At 71.7% G+C, this 14,222-nt stretch carries 17 protein-coding genes; 10 read left to right on the top strand and 7 right to left on the bottom strand.

The features are described 5' to 3' along the window. Positions 1-921 carry an NADP-dependent oxidoreductase gene (locus OHS58_RS01375; RefSeq protein ID WP_328646876.1) on the bottom strand — a complete coding sequence of 307 codons (921 nt, stop codon included), beginning with the start codon at positions 919-921 and terminating at the stop codon, positions 1-3. A gap of 70 nt (positions 922-991) precedes the next feature. Continuing rightward, positions 992-2,224 (bottom strand): radical SAM family heme chaperone HemW, encoded by a 1,233-nt coding sequence (hemW, locus tag OHS58_RS01370; protein ID WP_442788304.1) that lies wholly within the window; start codon positions 2,222-2,224, stop codon positions 992-994. Here hemW and OHS58_RS48655 point away from each other — a divergent pair. From OHS58_RS48655 to OHS58_RS01330, 9 genes are all read left to right on the top strand, one after another. After that, positions 2,179-2,568 (top strand): putative leader peptide, encoded by a 390-nt coding sequence (locus OHS58_RS48655; protein WP_442875511.1) that lies wholly within the window; start codon positions 2,179-2,181, stop codon positions 2,566-2,568. The genes hemW and OHS58_RS48655 overlap by 46 nt on opposite strands. A gap of 99 nt (positions 2,569-2,667) precedes the next feature. After that, positions 2,668-4,362: a nitrite/sulfite reductase gene (locus OHS58_RS01365; protein WP_328646875.1), complete on the top strand. Its 1,695-nt coding sequence runs from the start codon at positions 2,668-2,670 to the stop codon at positions 4,360-4,362. Continuing rightward, positions 4,359-4,514: an Insertion element protein gene (locus tag OHS58_RS01360; RefSeq protein ID WP_328646874.1), complete on the top strand. Its 156-nt coding sequence runs from the start codon at positions 4,359-4,361 to the stop codon at positions 4,512-4,514. The genes OHS58_RS01365 and OHS58_RS01360 overlap by 4 nt, the downstream gene beginning before the upstream one ends. Further along, complete coding sequence (locus OHS58_RS01355) at positions 4,511-5,206, top strand: phosphoadenylyl-sulfate reductase (protein WP_328646873.1); 696 nt, start codon at positions 4,511-4,513, stop codon at positions 5,204-5,206. The genes OHS58_RS01360 and OHS58_RS01355 overlap by 4 nt, the downstream gene beginning before the upstream one ends. A gap of 12 nt (positions 5,207-5,218) precedes the next feature. Continuing rightward, a complete protein-coding gene (gene cysD / locus OHS58_RS01350; RefSeq protein WP_328646872.1) occupies positions 5,219-6,205 on the top strand; it encodes a sulfate adenylyltransferase subunit CysD in 987 nt (328 codons plus the stop codon). Further along, a complete protein-coding gene (locus OHS58_RS01345) occupies positions 6,205-7,467 on the top strand; it encodes a sulfate adenylyltransferase subunit 1 (RefSeq protein ID WP_328646871.1) in 1,263 nt (420 codons plus the stop codon). Before cysD ends, OHS58_RS01345 begins: the two co-directional genes overlap by 1 nt. Further along, positions 7,464-8,207 (top strand): sirohydrochlorin chelatase, encoded by a 744-nt coding sequence (locus OHS58_RS01340; RefSeq protein ID WP_328646870.1) that lies wholly within the window; start codon positions 7,464-7,466, stop codon positions 8,205-8,207. The genes OHS58_RS01345 and OHS58_RS01340 overlap by 4 nt, the downstream gene beginning before the upstream one ends. 193 nt (positions 8,208-8,400) lie before the next feature. After that, complete coding sequence (locus OHS58_RS01335) at positions 8,401-9,033, top strand: cyclase (RefSeq protein ID WP_326959472.1); 633 nt, start codon at positions 8,401-8,403, stop codon at positions 9,031-9,033. 54 nt (positions 9,034-9,087) lie between these two features. Continuing rightward, on the top strand, positions 9,088-9,600 hold the full coding sequence (locus OHS58_RS01330) for a DUF3291 domain-containing protein (RefSeq protein ID WP_326943304.1): 513 nt from the start codon (positions 9,088-9,090) through the stop codon (positions 9,598-9,600). A gap of 1 nt (position 9,601) precedes the next feature. On the opposite strand, the gene OHS58_RS01325 is transcribed toward OHS58_RS01330, so the two are convergent. Together OHS58_RS01325 and OHS58_RS01320 are read right to left on the bottom strand one after the other, a co-directional pair. Next, positions 9,602-10,882: an alpha/beta hydrolase family protein gene (locus OHS58_RS01325; RefSeq protein WP_328646869.1), complete on the bottom strand. Its 1,281-nt coding sequence runs from the start codon at positions 10,880-10,882 to the stop codon at positions 9,602-9,604. A gap of 87 nt (positions 10,883-10,969) precedes the next feature. Beyond that, on the bottom strand, positions 10,970-11,545 hold the full coding sequence (locus OHS58_RS01320; RefSeq protein ID WP_328646868.1) for an ArsR/SmtB family transcription factor: 576 nt from the start codon (positions 11,543-11,545) through the stop codon (positions 10,970-10,972). Between the two features lie 101 nt (positions 11,546-11,646). Here OHS58_RS01320 and OHS58_RS01315 point away from each other — a divergent pair, with 101 nt between their 5' ends. Further along, entirely contained in the window at positions 11,647-12,420 is a 774-nt protein-coding gene (locus tag OHS58_RS01315; RefSeq protein WP_328646867.1) for an enoyl-CoA hydratase family protein, read from the top strand. Positions 12,421-12,472: 52 nt separating this feature from the next. On the opposite strand, the gene OHS58_RS01310 is transcribed toward OHS58_RS01315, so the two are convergent. From OHS58_RS01310 to OHS58_RS01300, 3 genes are all read right to left on the bottom strand, one after another. Further along, the gene (locus OHS58_RS01310; RefSeq protein WP_328646866.1) at positions 12,473-13,294 is read right to left on the bottom strand and encodes an alpha/beta fold hydrolase; all 822 of its coding nucleotides are present in this window, start codon (positions 13,292-13,294) and stop codon (positions 12,473-12,475) included. A gap of 87 nt (positions 13,295-13,381) precedes the next feature. Beyond that, positions 13,382-13,750, bottom strand: coding sequence for a barstar family protein (locus tag OHS58_RS01305; RefSeq protein WP_247055138.1), 369 nt, complete (start codon positions 13,748-13,750; stop codon positions 13,382-13,384). Next, the gene (locus tag OHS58_RS01300) at positions 13,747-14,211 is read right to left on the bottom strand and encodes a ribonuclease domain-containing protein (RefSeq protein ID WP_326943309.1); all 465 of its coding nucleotides are present in this window, start codon (positions 14,209-14,211) and stop codon (positions 13,747-13,749) included. Before OHS58_RS01300 ends, OHS58_RS01305 begins: the two co-directional genes overlap by 4 nt. Positions 14,212-14,222: the final 11 nt, after the last annotated feature.

Below are 14,222 nucleotides of genomic sequence, written 5' to 3'. Positions count from 1 at the left end.
TCAGGGGACCAGGACGATCTTGCCGCGCGTGTGGCGCTGCTCCAGCTCGAGGTAGGCGTGCTGCACCTCGTCGAGCGGGTACACGCTCGCGATCGGCACCTCCAGCAGGCCCTTGGCGATCAGCGTCGCCAGCTCGCGCAGGACGTCCGCCGACGACGCGGCGGCGCTGCCCTCGGCCTTCACGTTGTACTTCTCGGCCGCGGCGAAGTCGATGATCGTGTCGATCCGGCCCGCGTAGACGCCGAGGCGCAGCGCGAGGTCGACGTAGCCGGAGCCGTAGGTGTCGACGAACGCCTGGACGCCGTTCGGCGCCGCGGCCCTGATCCGGTCTTCGACGCCCTCGCCGTAGGCGACCGGGACGACGTCGAGCTTGCGCAGCCACGCGTGGTTCGCCTCGCTCGCGAGGCCGATCACCGTGGCTCCGGACAGCTTCGCGAGCTGGACGGCCAGCGAGCCGACCCCGCCCGCGGCCCCCGAGACGACGACCGTCTCGCCTTCGCGCGGGTACACCGCGCGCACCGCGGCGTACGCGGTGGCACCGGCGACGAACAGCGAACCGGCCGCTTCCCAGGACACGCCGTCGGGGCGCGGCGTCAGGTTCTCCGCCGGCGCCACGACGAACTCCGCCTGGCTGGACCGGGTCTCGACGAAGCCGATGACCTCGTCGCCGACCTCGATCTCCTCGACGCCTTCGCCGAGTTCGGCGACGACACCCGCGAAGTCGCTGCCCTGGCCCGAAGGGAAGGTCGCCGGCCAGCGGTCGTGCAGCAGACCGCGTCTGATCGAGCTCTCCCCGGGGTTGATCCCGGCGGCGCGGACCTCGACGAGCACCTGGCCCGGTCCGGGCGCGGGCCGCGGGACGTCTTCCACCCGCAGGACGTCCGCTTCGCCGTACTCGCCGAACCTGATCGCGCGCGCCATGGGCCCTCCTCGAACGTCGTTGCTTGATGCAAGTAACGACGTGCGCCGGAGATTTATGCCCGGGACGGCCTCATCCCGCAAGCCGGCGGACGACACCGTCGGCCAGCAGGCGGCCGCGGTCGGTCAGCACCGCGCGGCCGCGGGAGTCCAATGCGGACGGATCGAGCAGCCCTTCGGCCGCCGCCGCGCGGGCCTCCGCCAGGCCCGGCTCGTCCAGCACGTCCAGCGGCAGTCCTTCGGCGACGCGCAGCTCGAGCATGATCCGTTCGAGGTGCTGGTCGTCGTCGGTGAGCACCTCGCGCCCGCCCGCGGGCGAGTCGCCGGCGGCGAGCAGCGACGTGTAGCGCGCCGGGTGCTTGACGTTCCACCAGCGCACCCCGCCGACGTGGCTGTGCGCGCCCGGCCCGGCGCCCCACCAGTCGTCACCGCGCCAGTAGGCGAGGTTGTGGCGGCAGCGGGCGGCGTCGGTGGCCGCCCAGTTCGACACCTCGTACCAGCTCAGGCCGGCCGCCGACAGCGTCGCGTCGATCATCTCGTAGTCCGCGGCCAGCACGTCGTCGTCCGGGGCGGGCAGCTCACCGCGGCGGACGCGGCGGGCCAGCGCCGTGCCCTCCTCGACGATCAGCGCGTACGCCGAGACGTGGTCGACCCCGGCGGCCAGCACGGCCTCCAGCGTCGCCTGCAGGTCTTCGCGGCGCTCGCCCGGCGTGCCGTAGATCACGTCCAGGTTCACGTGCTCGAACCCGGCCGCGCGCGCTTCCGCGGCGGCCTTCCCCGGCCGGCCGGGCGTGTGCACGCGGTCGAGGATCTTGAGCACGTGCCGGGCCGCGGACTGCATGCCCAGCGACACCCGCGTGTACCCGGCCTCGCGGATCCCGGCGAAGAACTCCGGCGACGTCGACTCCGGGTTCGACTCGGTGGTGACCTCGGCGCCGGGCGCGAGGCCGAAGACGTCGCGGACGGCGTCGAGCACCGACCGCAGCCCGTCGGCGCCGAGCAGCGACGGCGTGCCGCCCCCGACGAAGACCGTCTCCGCGGCGGGCGGCACGACCAGCACCTTTGCGGCCAGCTCCAGCTCCCGGCGCAGCCCTTCCAGCCACGACTGCGGTGACGAGCCGGAGTCCAGCTCGCCCGCGGTGTAGGTGTTGAAGTCGCAGTAGCCGCAGCGGGTCGCGCAGAACGGGACGTGCACGTAGACGCCGAACGCTCTGCTGCCGAGACCCTTCAGCGCGCTTTCCGGCAGGGCCGGGTCGATCGGTGTGGCGGGGTCGGGACGCAGGTCAGGCACCCTCCGATTGTCCACCCCACCACGGCCTGGCCCCCGCCGAGGGCCCGTTCGGGTCAACACCGCTCACCGCGCCGAGCCGGACGAGAGCCACTGCGCTGTCCGGCCCCCATCGACCCGGCCGTCGAGCGGTTGACACCGGCCGCGGCGGGCCCGGCGCCTCCCAGGCGCAGGTCGGGGGTCCGCCGGGCGGCGCATTCTCGCTGGTTAGTGACCCTTCTCCCACCATCCGGACAGGCCTGGACCACATTGTGGACGCGTGGCACGCTGAGCGGGTGACTTCTGCCGGTGTTCTCCTCGTGGCACGCCGCCACGTCGACCTCCTGCGGGTCGCCAGTGCCCTCTGCGTGCCCGTTCGCTGACTGCGTCGCCACCACTGCCACGAAATCTGGACAGCGGCGCCGGAGGGAAGGTGTTTTCGCGTCCCCCGGTGCCACGAAAGCCTCTCGGAGGACGCCCCCATGGCCTCGCCAACGCGTGATACCCCCGCCCGCCCCGCGCGCGTCAAGCAGAAGCGCGGCGAAGGGCAGTGGGCGCTCGGTTACCGGGAGCCGCTGAACCCGAACGAGCGGTCCAAGAAGGACGACAACCCGCTCAACGTGCGCGCGCGGATCGAGAACATCTACGCCCACCGCGGGTTCGACGCCATCGACCCCGGCGACCTGCGCGGCCGGTTCCGCTGGTTCGGCCTCTACACCCAGCGCAAGCCCGGCATCGACGGCGGCCGCACCGCGACGCTGGAGCCGGAGGAGCTGGACGACCGCTACTTCATGCTGCGCGTCCGGCTCGACGGCGGCGCGCTGACCACCGAGCAGCTCGCCGTGCTCGGCGAGATCTCCCAGACCCACGCGCGCGGCACCGCCGACATCACCGACCGGCAGAACATCCAGTACCACTGGATCCGGATCGAAGACGTGCCGACGATCTGGGACAAGCTCGAGAAGTCCGGCATGACCACGATGGAGGCCTGCGGCGACAGCCCGCGCGTCATCCTCGGCTCCCCCGTCGCGGGCATCGCGGCGGACGAGGTCATCGACGGCACGCCGGCGATCGAGGAGATCAAGCGCCGCTACATCGGCGACCCGGCCTACTCGAACCTGCCGCGCAAGTTCAAGACCGCCATCTCCGGCCAGTCCGACGTCGCGCACGAGATCCACGACATCGCGTTCGTCGGCGTGAACCACCCCGAGCACGGCCCCGGCTTCGACCTCTGGGTCGGCGGCGGCCTGTCCACCAACCCGATGATCGGGCAGCGCCTCGGCGCCTGGGTGCCGCGCGACGAGATCCCGGACGTCTGGGAAGGCGTCATCTCGCTCTTCCGCGACTACGGCTACCGGCGGCTGCGCGCCCGTGCCCGGATCAAGTTCCTGGTCAAGGACTGGGGTGCCGGGAAGTTCCGCCAGGTGCTGCAGGACGAGTACCTCAAGCGTGAGCTGATCGACGGCCCGGCCCCGGAGACACCTGCGGCCCCGATCGACCACGTCGGGGTGCACCCGCAGGTCGACGGCAAGTTCTACGTGGGCGCGGCGCCGATCGCCGGGCGCGTCTCCGGTGACACGCTCGTCGCCGTCGCCGAGGCCGCCGAGCGGGCCGGGTCGAACCGGGTCCGGCTCACCCCGCAGCAGAAGCTCGTCGTGCTCGACGTCCCCGAGGCGCAGGTCCCGGCACTGCAGGCGGCGCTGGTGGAGCTGGGCCTCGACAGCAACCCGTCGCCGTGGCGGCGCGGGGTGATGGCCTGCACCGGGCTGGAGTTCTGCAAGCTCGCCATCGTCGAGACGAAGGCCCGGGCGCAGCAGCTGGTCACGGACCTGGAGAAGTCCCTCGCGGACATCCAGGCCGAGCTGGACACCCCGGTCAGCGTGCACCTCAACGGCTGCCCCAACTCCTGCGCGCGGATCCAGACCGCGGACATCGGCCTCAAGGGCCAGATCGTCACCGACGCCGACGGCAACCAGGTCGAGGGCTTCCAGGTGCACCTCGGCGGCGGCCTCGGCCTCGACGCCGGGTTCGGCCGGAAGCTGCGCGGGCACAAGGTGACCGCGGCGGAGCTGACCGGGTACGTCGAACGCGTCGTGCGCGCCTACGTCGCCGGGCGCGAACCCGGCGAGCGGTTCCCGCAGTGGGCGGCGCGGGCCGAAGAGAGCGTTTTGCAGTGACGAGCACCGAACGCGCGGCGCCGTACTACTGCCCGTACTGCGGCGACGAGGACCTGCGCCCGGAAGAGAACGGCGGCTGGCTGTGTTCCGGTTGTCGCCGGGTCTTCTCGGTGAAGTTCCTCGGACTGTCCCTCCCGGAGGTGTCCCGATGACCGCCACAGCCGACTACAAGACCCTCGCCGAACGCGCTTCGAAGGAGCTGGCGGACGCGACCGCGGACGAGGCGATCCGCTGGACCGTCGACACGTTCGGCGACGACTTCATCGTCGCGTCCAACATGCAGGACGCCGTGCTGATCGACCTCGCCACGAAGGCGAAGTCCGATGTGGACGTCCTGTTCCTGGAGACCGGGTACCACTTCGCCGAGACGATCGGCACCCGCGACGCGGTGCAGGCCGTCTACCCGAACGTCAAGATCGTCAACGCGCAGGCCGAGCAGAGCGTCGCCGAGCAGGACGCCGAGTACGGCGAGAAGCTGCACGACCGCGACCCGACGCAGTGCTGCAACCTGCGCAAGGTCGTGCCGCTGCGCAAGACCCTGGGCAACTACTCGGCGTGGATCACCGGCGTCCGCCGGGTCGACGCGCCGACCCGCGCGAACACCCCGATCGTCACCTGGGACGACCGCAACGGCCTGGTGAAGATCAACCCGATCGCCGCCTGGACCGACGACGAGTTCAACGGCTACATCGCCGAGCACGGGATCCTCGAGAACCCGCTGGTCTCGATCGGCTACCTCTCGATCGGCTGCGCGCCCTGCACGGCCAGGGTCGAGCCGGGCCAGGACGCCCGCAGCGGCCGGTGGGCGGGCCAGTCGAAGACCGAGTGCGGACTGCACGGTTGAGGAAAGGGACGCATGACGACTCTGGAGCCCGCTGTGAATTCTGGGGCCAAGCCCCAGACCCCAGCCGGGGGACGAGCCCCCCTGGACCCCCCAACCGCTGTTGATGCGGCACAGGACAATCTGGCCGCGCTCGAATCCGAAGCGATCCACATCTTCCGGGAGGTGGCCGGCGAGTTCGACCGCCCGGTGATCCTCTTCTCCGGCGGCAAGGACTCGACGCTGCTGCTGCACCTGGCGATCAAGGCGTTCTGGCCGGCGCCGGTGCCGTTCCCGCTGCTGCACGTCGACACCGGGCACAACTTCGACGAGGTCATCGAGTTCCGCGACCGCGTCGTCGAGCAGCACGGGCTGCGCCTGGTCGTCGCGAAGGTCCAGGACTGGATCGACGACGGGCGCCTGGAGGAACGCGCCGACGGGATGCGCAACCCGCTGCAGACCACGCCGTTGCTCGACACCATCTCGGCGAACAGGTTCGACGCCGTGTTCGGCGGCGGCCGCCGCGACGAGGAGCGCGCCCGGGCCAAGGAGCGGATCTTCAGCCTCCGCAACTCCTTCGGCCAGTGGGAGCCGCGGCGCCAGCGGCCCGAGCTGTGGAACCTGTACAACGGCCGGCACCGCCCGGGCGAGCAGGTCCGCGTCTTCCCGTTGTCCAACTGGACCGAGGCGGACGTCTGGAACTACATCGCCCGCGAGAAGGTCGAGCTGCCGTCGATCTACTACGCGCACCAGCGCGAGGTGTACCTGCGCGACGGCATGTGGCTCGCCGAAGGCCCGTGGGGCGGGCCGCGGCCGGGCGAAGAGGTCCGTGAGCGGACCGTGCGCTACCGGACCGTCGGCGACGGCTCCTGCACCGGCGCGATCGAGTCCACCGCGAGCACCGTCGAAGAGGTCATCGCCGAGGTGTCCGCCTCGCGGCTCACCGAGCGCGGCGCCACCCGCGCCGACGACCGGATGTCCGAGGCGGCCATGGAAGACCGCAAGCGTGAGGGGTACTTCTGATGTCCAGCCTGCTACGGCTCGCGACGGCCGGGAGCGTCGACGACGGGAAGTCCACGCTCGTCGGCCGGCTGCTCTACGACACGAAGTCCGTGCTGGCCGACCAGCTGGACGCCGTCACCCGCGCGTCCGTCGACAAGGGACTGTCCACACCGGACCTGTCCCTGCTCGTCGACGGCCTGCGCTCGGAACGCGAGCAGGGCATCACCATCGACGTCGCCTACCGCTACTTCGCGACGCCGAAGCGGTCGTTCGTGCTGGCCGACACGCCCGGGCACGTGCAGTACACGCGCAACACGGTGACCGGCGCGTCCACCGCGCAGCTGGCCGTGCTGCTGGTCGACGCGCGCAAGGGCGTCATCGAGCAGACCCGGCGGCACGCGGCCGTGCTCGCGCTGCTCGGCGTGCCCCAGCTGGTGCTCGCGGTGAACAAGATCGACCTCGTCGGCTACGACGAAGCGACGTTCGCGGTGATCGCCGAGGAGTTCGCCACGCACGCCGAATCCCTGGGCTACCAGCGTGGTTCGGTGCTCGCGGTCCCGGTGTCGGCGCTGGAGGGCGACAACGTCGCGTCGCGCTCGGACCGGACGCCGTGGTACTCCGGCCCGAGCCTGCTGGAGCACCTGGAAGAGGTGCCGGTGGCCCCCGACCCGCACGACTCGGCGCTGCGGTTCCCGGTGCAGTACGTCATCCGCCCGCGCACGCCCGAGTACCCGGACTACCGCGGGTACGCGGGCCAGATCGCCGCGGGCACGGTCCGCCCGGGTGACGAGATCGTCGTGCTGCCGCAAGGTATCCGCAGCCGCGTGGAGCGGATCGACACCGCCGACGGCCCGCTCGAAGAGGCCGGTTCCGGGACGTCGGTGACGCTGCTGCTGGCCGACGACATCGACATCTCCCGCGGCGACCTGATCGCGGCCGCGGACTCGCCGCCGGAGGTGACCGACGAGATCACCGGCACGCTGTGCTGGCTGTCGTCGAAGCCGCTCAAGCCGGGCGCGCGGGTGCTGGTCAAGCACGGCGCGCGCACGGTCCAGGCGCTGGTCGGCGAGCTGCACGCGCGGTTCGACGAGCAGAAGCTGGCCAGCGTGGCCGGACCGGCTTCGCTGGAGCTGAACGACATCGGCCTGGTCACCCTGACATTGGCCGAGGAGCTGAGCGTCGACGACTACGGCGTCAGCCCGCGCACCGGCGCGTTCCTGGTGATCGACCCGAAGGACGGCGACACCCTGGCCGCCGGGCTGGTGGGTGAGCGGTTCTCGTGACCCCGCCCCTGGTCGCCGTCGCGCACGGCAGCCGTGACCCCCGCTCGGCGTCGACCGTGCGGGCCCTGGTCGACGTCGTGCGCACGCGAGCACCGGGACTGTCGGTGCACGAGTCCTTTTTGGACCTGTCGGAGCCGCGGGTGACGGATGTCCTGCGGGAGCTGTACGCGGCCGGGCACCGGACGGCGGTCGTGGTGCCGCTGCTGCTGGGCAGCGCGTTCCACGCGCGAGTCGACCTGCCGGCGCTGGTGTCGTCGGTGACCGCCGAGTGCCCCGGTTTCCGCGTCCAGGTGTCGGACGTGCTCGGCGCGGACCCGGCGCTGGAAGCGGTAGCGCTGGACCGGCTTTCCGCGGCGCCGCGACGGCGTGGCACGGGTGTGCTGCTCAGCGCGGTCGGCTCGTCCAACGCTTCCGCCAATGCCGTCATCGCCGCGGTGGCCGCGCGCTGGGAGGAGCGGCTCGGGCTCCCGGCGAGCGAGGCGTTCGCTTCGGCGACCCAGCCGGACATCCCCACGGCCGCCGCACGCCTGCGGGACCGGGGCGTGAAGCACCTGATCGTGGCGTCGTGGTTCCTGGCGCCAGGCCTGCTGCCGGACCGGATCGCGCGTTTGGCCCGCGAAGCGGACCCGGGCGCGTTCCTCGCGTCGCCGCTGGCGGACGACCCGCGCGTCGCGGACGTCGTGATCGCCCGGTACGCCACCGCCGTCACCGAGCTGCTGCGCGCCGGAGCGTACGTCTAGACCACGCTGAGTGCGCCGGAACGATCACCCGCGAAGATCACCACCGCCAAAAGGCGAGTCTTATTCACATTTCTGTTACCCACCGTGCCTGGGAACGGTAAATCCTTGACGGGCTAGTTAACTTGCCGGTAACTATCTAAGCGCTGCGCAGCTCTCGTTCCTCCCCTCCAAAACCGCAGGTAGGTGGATACAGATGAAAGCGCTTCACTTTTCCCGGCTGGCCGCTCTGACCGCGGCCGCGGCCCTCCCGCTGGCCCTCGCCGCCCCGGCTTCGGCGGCCACCACCACCATCGCCTTCGACTGCCAGGCCGACGCCCCGATCATCGGGCCGCAGCAGGTCTCGCTGAACCAGGACGCCGACGTCACCGCGCCCGCCACCGTCGCGCCCGGTGCCGCCTTCGACGTCGTCATCGACCCGGCGCCGAACGAGGTGCCCGGCGAGGTCGCCGGGAACACCGTGAAGAACATCAACACCTTCGCGCTGAAGTTCCCGATCCCCGCGAACTCCACCTACGTCAGCGCCGACCTCGCCGGCGGCTCCGGCCTCGGTTCCACCGCGCCGGCGATCGCCGTCTCCGGCGGCGTCGCGACCCTGAGCTTCCCCGGCCCGATCGCCGGCGGCGCCACCTTCGAGCTGCCGACCATCACCGCGCACCTGACCGCGGGCGCGTCCGGCACCATCGAGACGAAGCTGTCCGGCACCAGCTACAGCGACCCCGGCCTGACCTTCAAGGCGGTGGCGGGCACCTTCATCGGCGACATCACCGCGCCCACCGCCTGCTTCCCCAACCCCAGCCCGGTCTTCACCACGACGACCATCGGCTGACCACCGCGTGAAAAGGCCACCCTGCGGACGGCGAACCGTCCGTAGGGTGGCCTCATGGGGTACGAACTCGCAGAAGTCAACATCGCCCGGATGAAAGCGCCGATCGACGACCCGTCCTTCAAGGATTTCGTCGACGCGCTCGAGCCCGTCAACGCCCTCGCCGACGCCGCACCGGGATTCGTCTGGCGGCTGCAGACCGAGGACGACAACGCGATCTCGATCCGCGCTTTCGAATGGGACGTGCGCGGCACGTCCGGTCTCCTGATCAACATGTCCTCCTGGACGTCGGTGGAGACCTTGGCCGCCTTCACGTATTCCCCGGGCCACCTGGCGATCCTCAAGCGCCGCCGCGAGTGGTTCCACCGGGTGAAGGACGTGATGACCGCGCTGTGGTGGGTGCCGGCCGGTTACCGGCCGACACCCGCCGACGCCGAAGAGAAGATCAAGCACCTGCGCGTCCACGGGCCGACGCCCGAGGCGTTCACGCTGAAGCAGCACTTCCCCGCCCCGGACGCGGCCGTCGTCGAGGCCCGCGAAGGCGACCCGGACTGGCTCTGCCCGGCCTGAGTCAGGGCAGCAGCAGTCCCCAGTAGAGAGCCCACGGCAGGAAGACGACACCGGCGGCCACCGGGAGTACCCGGCGGCCGGCCGGTTTCGCCACCGTGAAGCCGAACACCACCACCGTCGCGACGGCCAGGCCCTGCAACGCCAGCCACGGCAGCGGCCGGCCGAGCAGCACCGGCCCGAAGTCCTTCATCCCGGACGCCTGCGCCCAGCCGAGCAGGGCGAGGAACCCGGCGACGGTCACCAGCCCGAGCCCGCCCAGCCAGCGAGCGCGCCGGACCAGCGCGGCCACGAACCCGGCGAGCAGCACCAGCAGCACGATTCCCTGCGCCCACACCGATTCCCACCACGCCAGGGGCGCGAGCGCCTCGGTCGGGCGCTGGGTGAACGACGGCGTCTCGACGTGCACGCCGCGCCGGTCGGCCAGCCACGCCCCGACGGCCGCGGGGTAACCGGGCACGACGCGCGGCAGCCGGTCGAACCCGGCGTCGGTGGTCGCGTAGAGGTCGGGACCACCGTCGGCGACGAACCTGATGGTGTGGTCCGGATTCGCGCGCAGGGCGTCGGCGAAGATCCGCGAGCTCTCCACCGGCGCGTGGCTGACGTCGAAGTCGCCCCACAACGCCAGCATCGGCTGCTTCAGCCGTTCGAGCACCGGCACCGGGTCGTAGTACGCCTCGGGGAACAACCCGGCGCCGACGGCGAAGCGGGTGCCCTGCACCGGCAGCGTGCGCAGCAGCGAACCCGAGATCCCTTGGTGGCGCAGCACGTTGCCCCAGTACCACGACGTCTGGCGGCCGCCGCCCATCCCGGCCGAGCCCTCGGTGATCACGTAGGAGACGGCCGGCGAACGCGTGGCGGCCAGCGGCGCGACCCAGCCGCCTTCGCTGACGCCCCAGACGCCGACGTCCGCCGGGTCGACCCCCGGCTGGGTGCGCAGCGCGCCGACGGCCGCGATGAGGTCGTCGGCCAGCACGCCGTAGTCGCGGCTGGTCTTCGAGTACCCGGTCGTGCGGCGGTCGTAGACCAGGGTGGTGACGCCGAGGCGGGTGAACATCTCGACCTGCACGCGCAGGTCGTCGCGCACCTGCCAGTCCGAACCGCCCTGCAGGACGATCGCCGACTTCGGCGGGCCGGCCGGGCGGAACACCGTGGCGTGCAACGGGATCCCGCCGGCGCCGGTGAAGGTGAGGTCGTTCGGTGGCTGGGCGGACGCCGTCGACGGCGTGACCGCGCCCAGCAGGAGGACCACGGCAGCGAGCCGCGATTTGCCCCAGGGCAGCATGGAGTGTTCTCCTTGGTTCGGGAGATCGTGAGCGGTTTTCCGTTTCCTGGGTGCCGAGTGGCCGCTCGGCACCCAGGGCCTTCTTCGTCAGCCCAGGCCGGCCTCCTTCTCGGCGGGCGCGGGGAACGCGAGCAGCCGCGTCTCGACCCGGCGCGCGTCCGGCGGGGTTTCGCCCTCCGGGCGCTGGTAGCGCCGCAGGAGCGCGAGGTAGGCCTCGAAGAAGTCGGCGAGCTCTTCGAGGTTGACGCGGATCGCGCCGCGCGAGTACGGCACGGCGTCGGCCCACTCGCCCAGCTCCGGCCGTTCCCGCTCGAAGCGTTCGTACAGCTCGGTGTCCCCGGCGAGCCAGAGCCGGTGCAGCTCGCCGATCGCGGCCTTCGCCGGGTCCTCCTGGTCGCCGGGCGGCGGCAGGCGGATGTCGTGCTCGACCGCGCGCCACCAGCGTTCCCGGCCGTGCGCCCGCTCCGGGATCTCCGCCACGAAACCGTTGTCCGCCAGCACCCGAAGGTTGTAGCTCGTGCCGCCGCTGGTGACGCCGAGCTGCTGGGCGAGCGTCGTCGACGTCGCCGGGCCGCCGGCCGTGAGCAGTTCGAGGATCCGCTGGCGCAGCGGGTTCGCGAGGGCCTTCAGCGCCTTGAGATCGGCGGTCCGCGGTTCGGGCATACCGCCACCGTAGCCCTGCACGAGTTTTCGTGCACGTATTTTCGTGCAAGTGCCCGGGCTCACACCGGCCGCACGGCCCGGGGTGTGTAAAGGTGTCGGTCATGGCTGACGAACTGGTGCACTACGACGTGGTGGGCGGCACCGCCACGATCACCTTGGACTCCCCGCACAACCGCAACGCGCTCTCGGCGCAGCTGCGCCGCGAACTCTCGGACTCGCTGGCGAAGGCCGCCGAGGACGACGCCGTGCGCGTGGTCGTGCTGACCCACACCGGGCCGGTGTTCTGCGCGGGGATGGACCTGAAGGAGGCCCGCGGCGCCGGCGCGGGCGACCAGGGCGTCAACGAGTTCCCGAAGATCCTCGAGCAGCTGTGGAGCAGCCCGAAGCCGGTCGTCGCGCGGCTGGCCGGGCCCGCGCGGGCCGGCGGCATCGGCATGGTCGCCGCGTGCGACATCGCCGTGGCCGTGCCGGAGGCGACGTTCGCCTTCTCCGAGGTGCGCATCGGCGTTGTCCCGGCGGTCATCTCGCTGACCGTGCTCCCCCGCCTGAACGCGCGCGCCGCGCACGAGCTGTTCCTCACCGGCGACACGTTCGACGCGCGCCGCGCGGTCGAGATCGGCCTGCTCAACTCCGCCGTCCCCGCCGACGAGCTGGACGGCGAGGTCGCCCGGTTCGTCAAGGCCTTGGCCCAGGGCGGCCCGAACGCGCTGGCCGCGACGAAGGCCCTGCTGAGCCGGCCCCGCCCGGCGACGCCGTCGGACGGTTTCGAGGACATGCTCGGCCTCTCGGCGAAGTTCTTCGCGAGCGAGGAAGGCCAGGAGGGCATCCTGGCCTTCGCCCAGAAGCGCAAGCCGAACTGGGTGCCGCAGGACTAGCCGGTACGGCGTTCGGTGCGGCCACCGCACCGAACGCCGGCCGCGCGAGCCGTCACCCGGCGAGGAACGCGGCGAGGTGCTCCGCCACCGCCCGCGGGGCACTCTCGTCGGGGGCGTTGTGATCCGCCCCGTCGAGCAGCTCGACCCGCGCTCGCGGGATCACGCGGCTCAGCGGCTCGAGCACCCCGAGCAGGTAGGCCGGGGTCTTGGTGCCGCCGAGCATCAGTGTCTTCGCCATGACCTCGGCGTACGTCGCGCCGTCGGAGTCGTACCGCGCGACCTCGGTCAGCTCCGGTGGCGTCGTGGGCATGAGATCCCGCATCTCGACGCCGCTCCGGCCACCCACCAGGAGAGCGGCGAGCGCGAGGAACACGACCCTCGGGGTCGAGCCGGGCAGCGGAGTCAGGCGGGTCCGGTGCAGGAACAGGGCCATGGCCCGGGTTCGCCGGCCGGCCGCGAGCAGCCGCTCGAAATCGGGCAGGAACGACAGGTCGAACGAGCCGTTCAACGACACCGCCGGCTCGTACACCACCAGCCGGTCGAGGGACCGGTCCGCGCGCGCCGACTGCAGGGCCACCAGGCCGCCGTAGCTGTGGCCGAAGACGAGGTGCGCGTCTTCGGCGCGCTGGACAGCGCGAAGATCCTCGATCTCACGCTCGAGGGTGTAGTCCGGGCCCTGCGGACCGCTGGCCCCGCGCCCCCGGCGGTCGATCACCGAGACGGCGAACCGATCGGCGAGTTCGCCGGCCAGCCGGTCGTAGTCGTGCGCCATCCGGTTGTTGCCGGGGACGATCACGAGCCCCGGCCCGGCACCGCGATGGGCGTAGCTGATCGCGGTGCCGTCGAGCGAGTCGATCGAGCGATATTCGGTCACGCGCAAGTATTCGCAGCCGGACCTGGTACGACGCTGGTACCGCGCTGTCAGGCACAGTCAGGCACAGTCAGGCACGGTCAGGCGCTGTCAGGCGTCCGGCAGCACGACCGTGAGCCGCCACGAGCCGGCGCTCGGGCCGCTCGGCCCGAGCGTGCGCTGCGCGTCCGAGAGCACGCTGCGGATCGCCAGGTAGGTCTTGGGTTCGGCCTTGCGCAGGGCCTCCGAGCCCGGCCAGATGAGCACGTGCTCGCCCGGCGGCAGCCACGACAGGTCGGTCAGGCAGTCGTAGAGCGCGTCGAGGTTGTGCCCGAAGTAGTCCGGAAAGGACAGTGCCTCGGCGAACGCGCTCAGCGTGCCGGCCTTGTCCACCGCGGCCCGCGCGTTCACCAGGTGCGGGTACGCGCCCCGCCCGAAGGCCTCTTCCGCGGCGGCCTTCGCCTGCTCCGCGGCGGTCATCGGGCCGGGTCCACGACGACGAACGACGAGTAGTGGTCGCCGGTGTAGAACAGCTCGTGCGCCCGGCCGGAGATCAGCCGGCGCGCGCCGCGGTCGGCACTGCCCGGCGTCTTCACGGTGTACTCGTGGTAGTAGCCGGATTGCTTGCCGGGCAAGCGCTTCTCCCGGTTCTCGAACACGACGTCGTCGTTGCGGGGGTAGGGGTACGGGCCGCCCGCCTTGATCAGCTTCCAGGTGTCGGCGGCCTGCGTCGGCAGCGTGGACAGCGCCTTGACCGGCAGGCCCGAGTCCGTGCCCGGCACCGCCGAGCCACCCTGGGCGGGCGCGGCGGAACCGGCGCTCGTGGTGGGCGCCGTCGAGGAGTTCGACGAGCCGCCGAGGTTGTCCTTGACCAGCCAGCCCCCCAGCACCAGCACGAGGAGGCCGATCAGCGCGGCGGTGATCCGCCTTCGGTTGAACATGGTTCGCGAGC

Origin of the sequence: Amycolatopsis sp. NBC_00348, assembly GCF_036114655.1 — a bacterium.
Lineage (GTDB): Bacteria > Actinomycetota > Actinomycetes > Mycobacteriales > Pseudonocardiaceae > Amycolatopsis.
The sequence above is the reverse complement of the archived record's forward strand: the minus strand, read 5'-3'. Positions and strand labels throughout refer to the sequence as shown.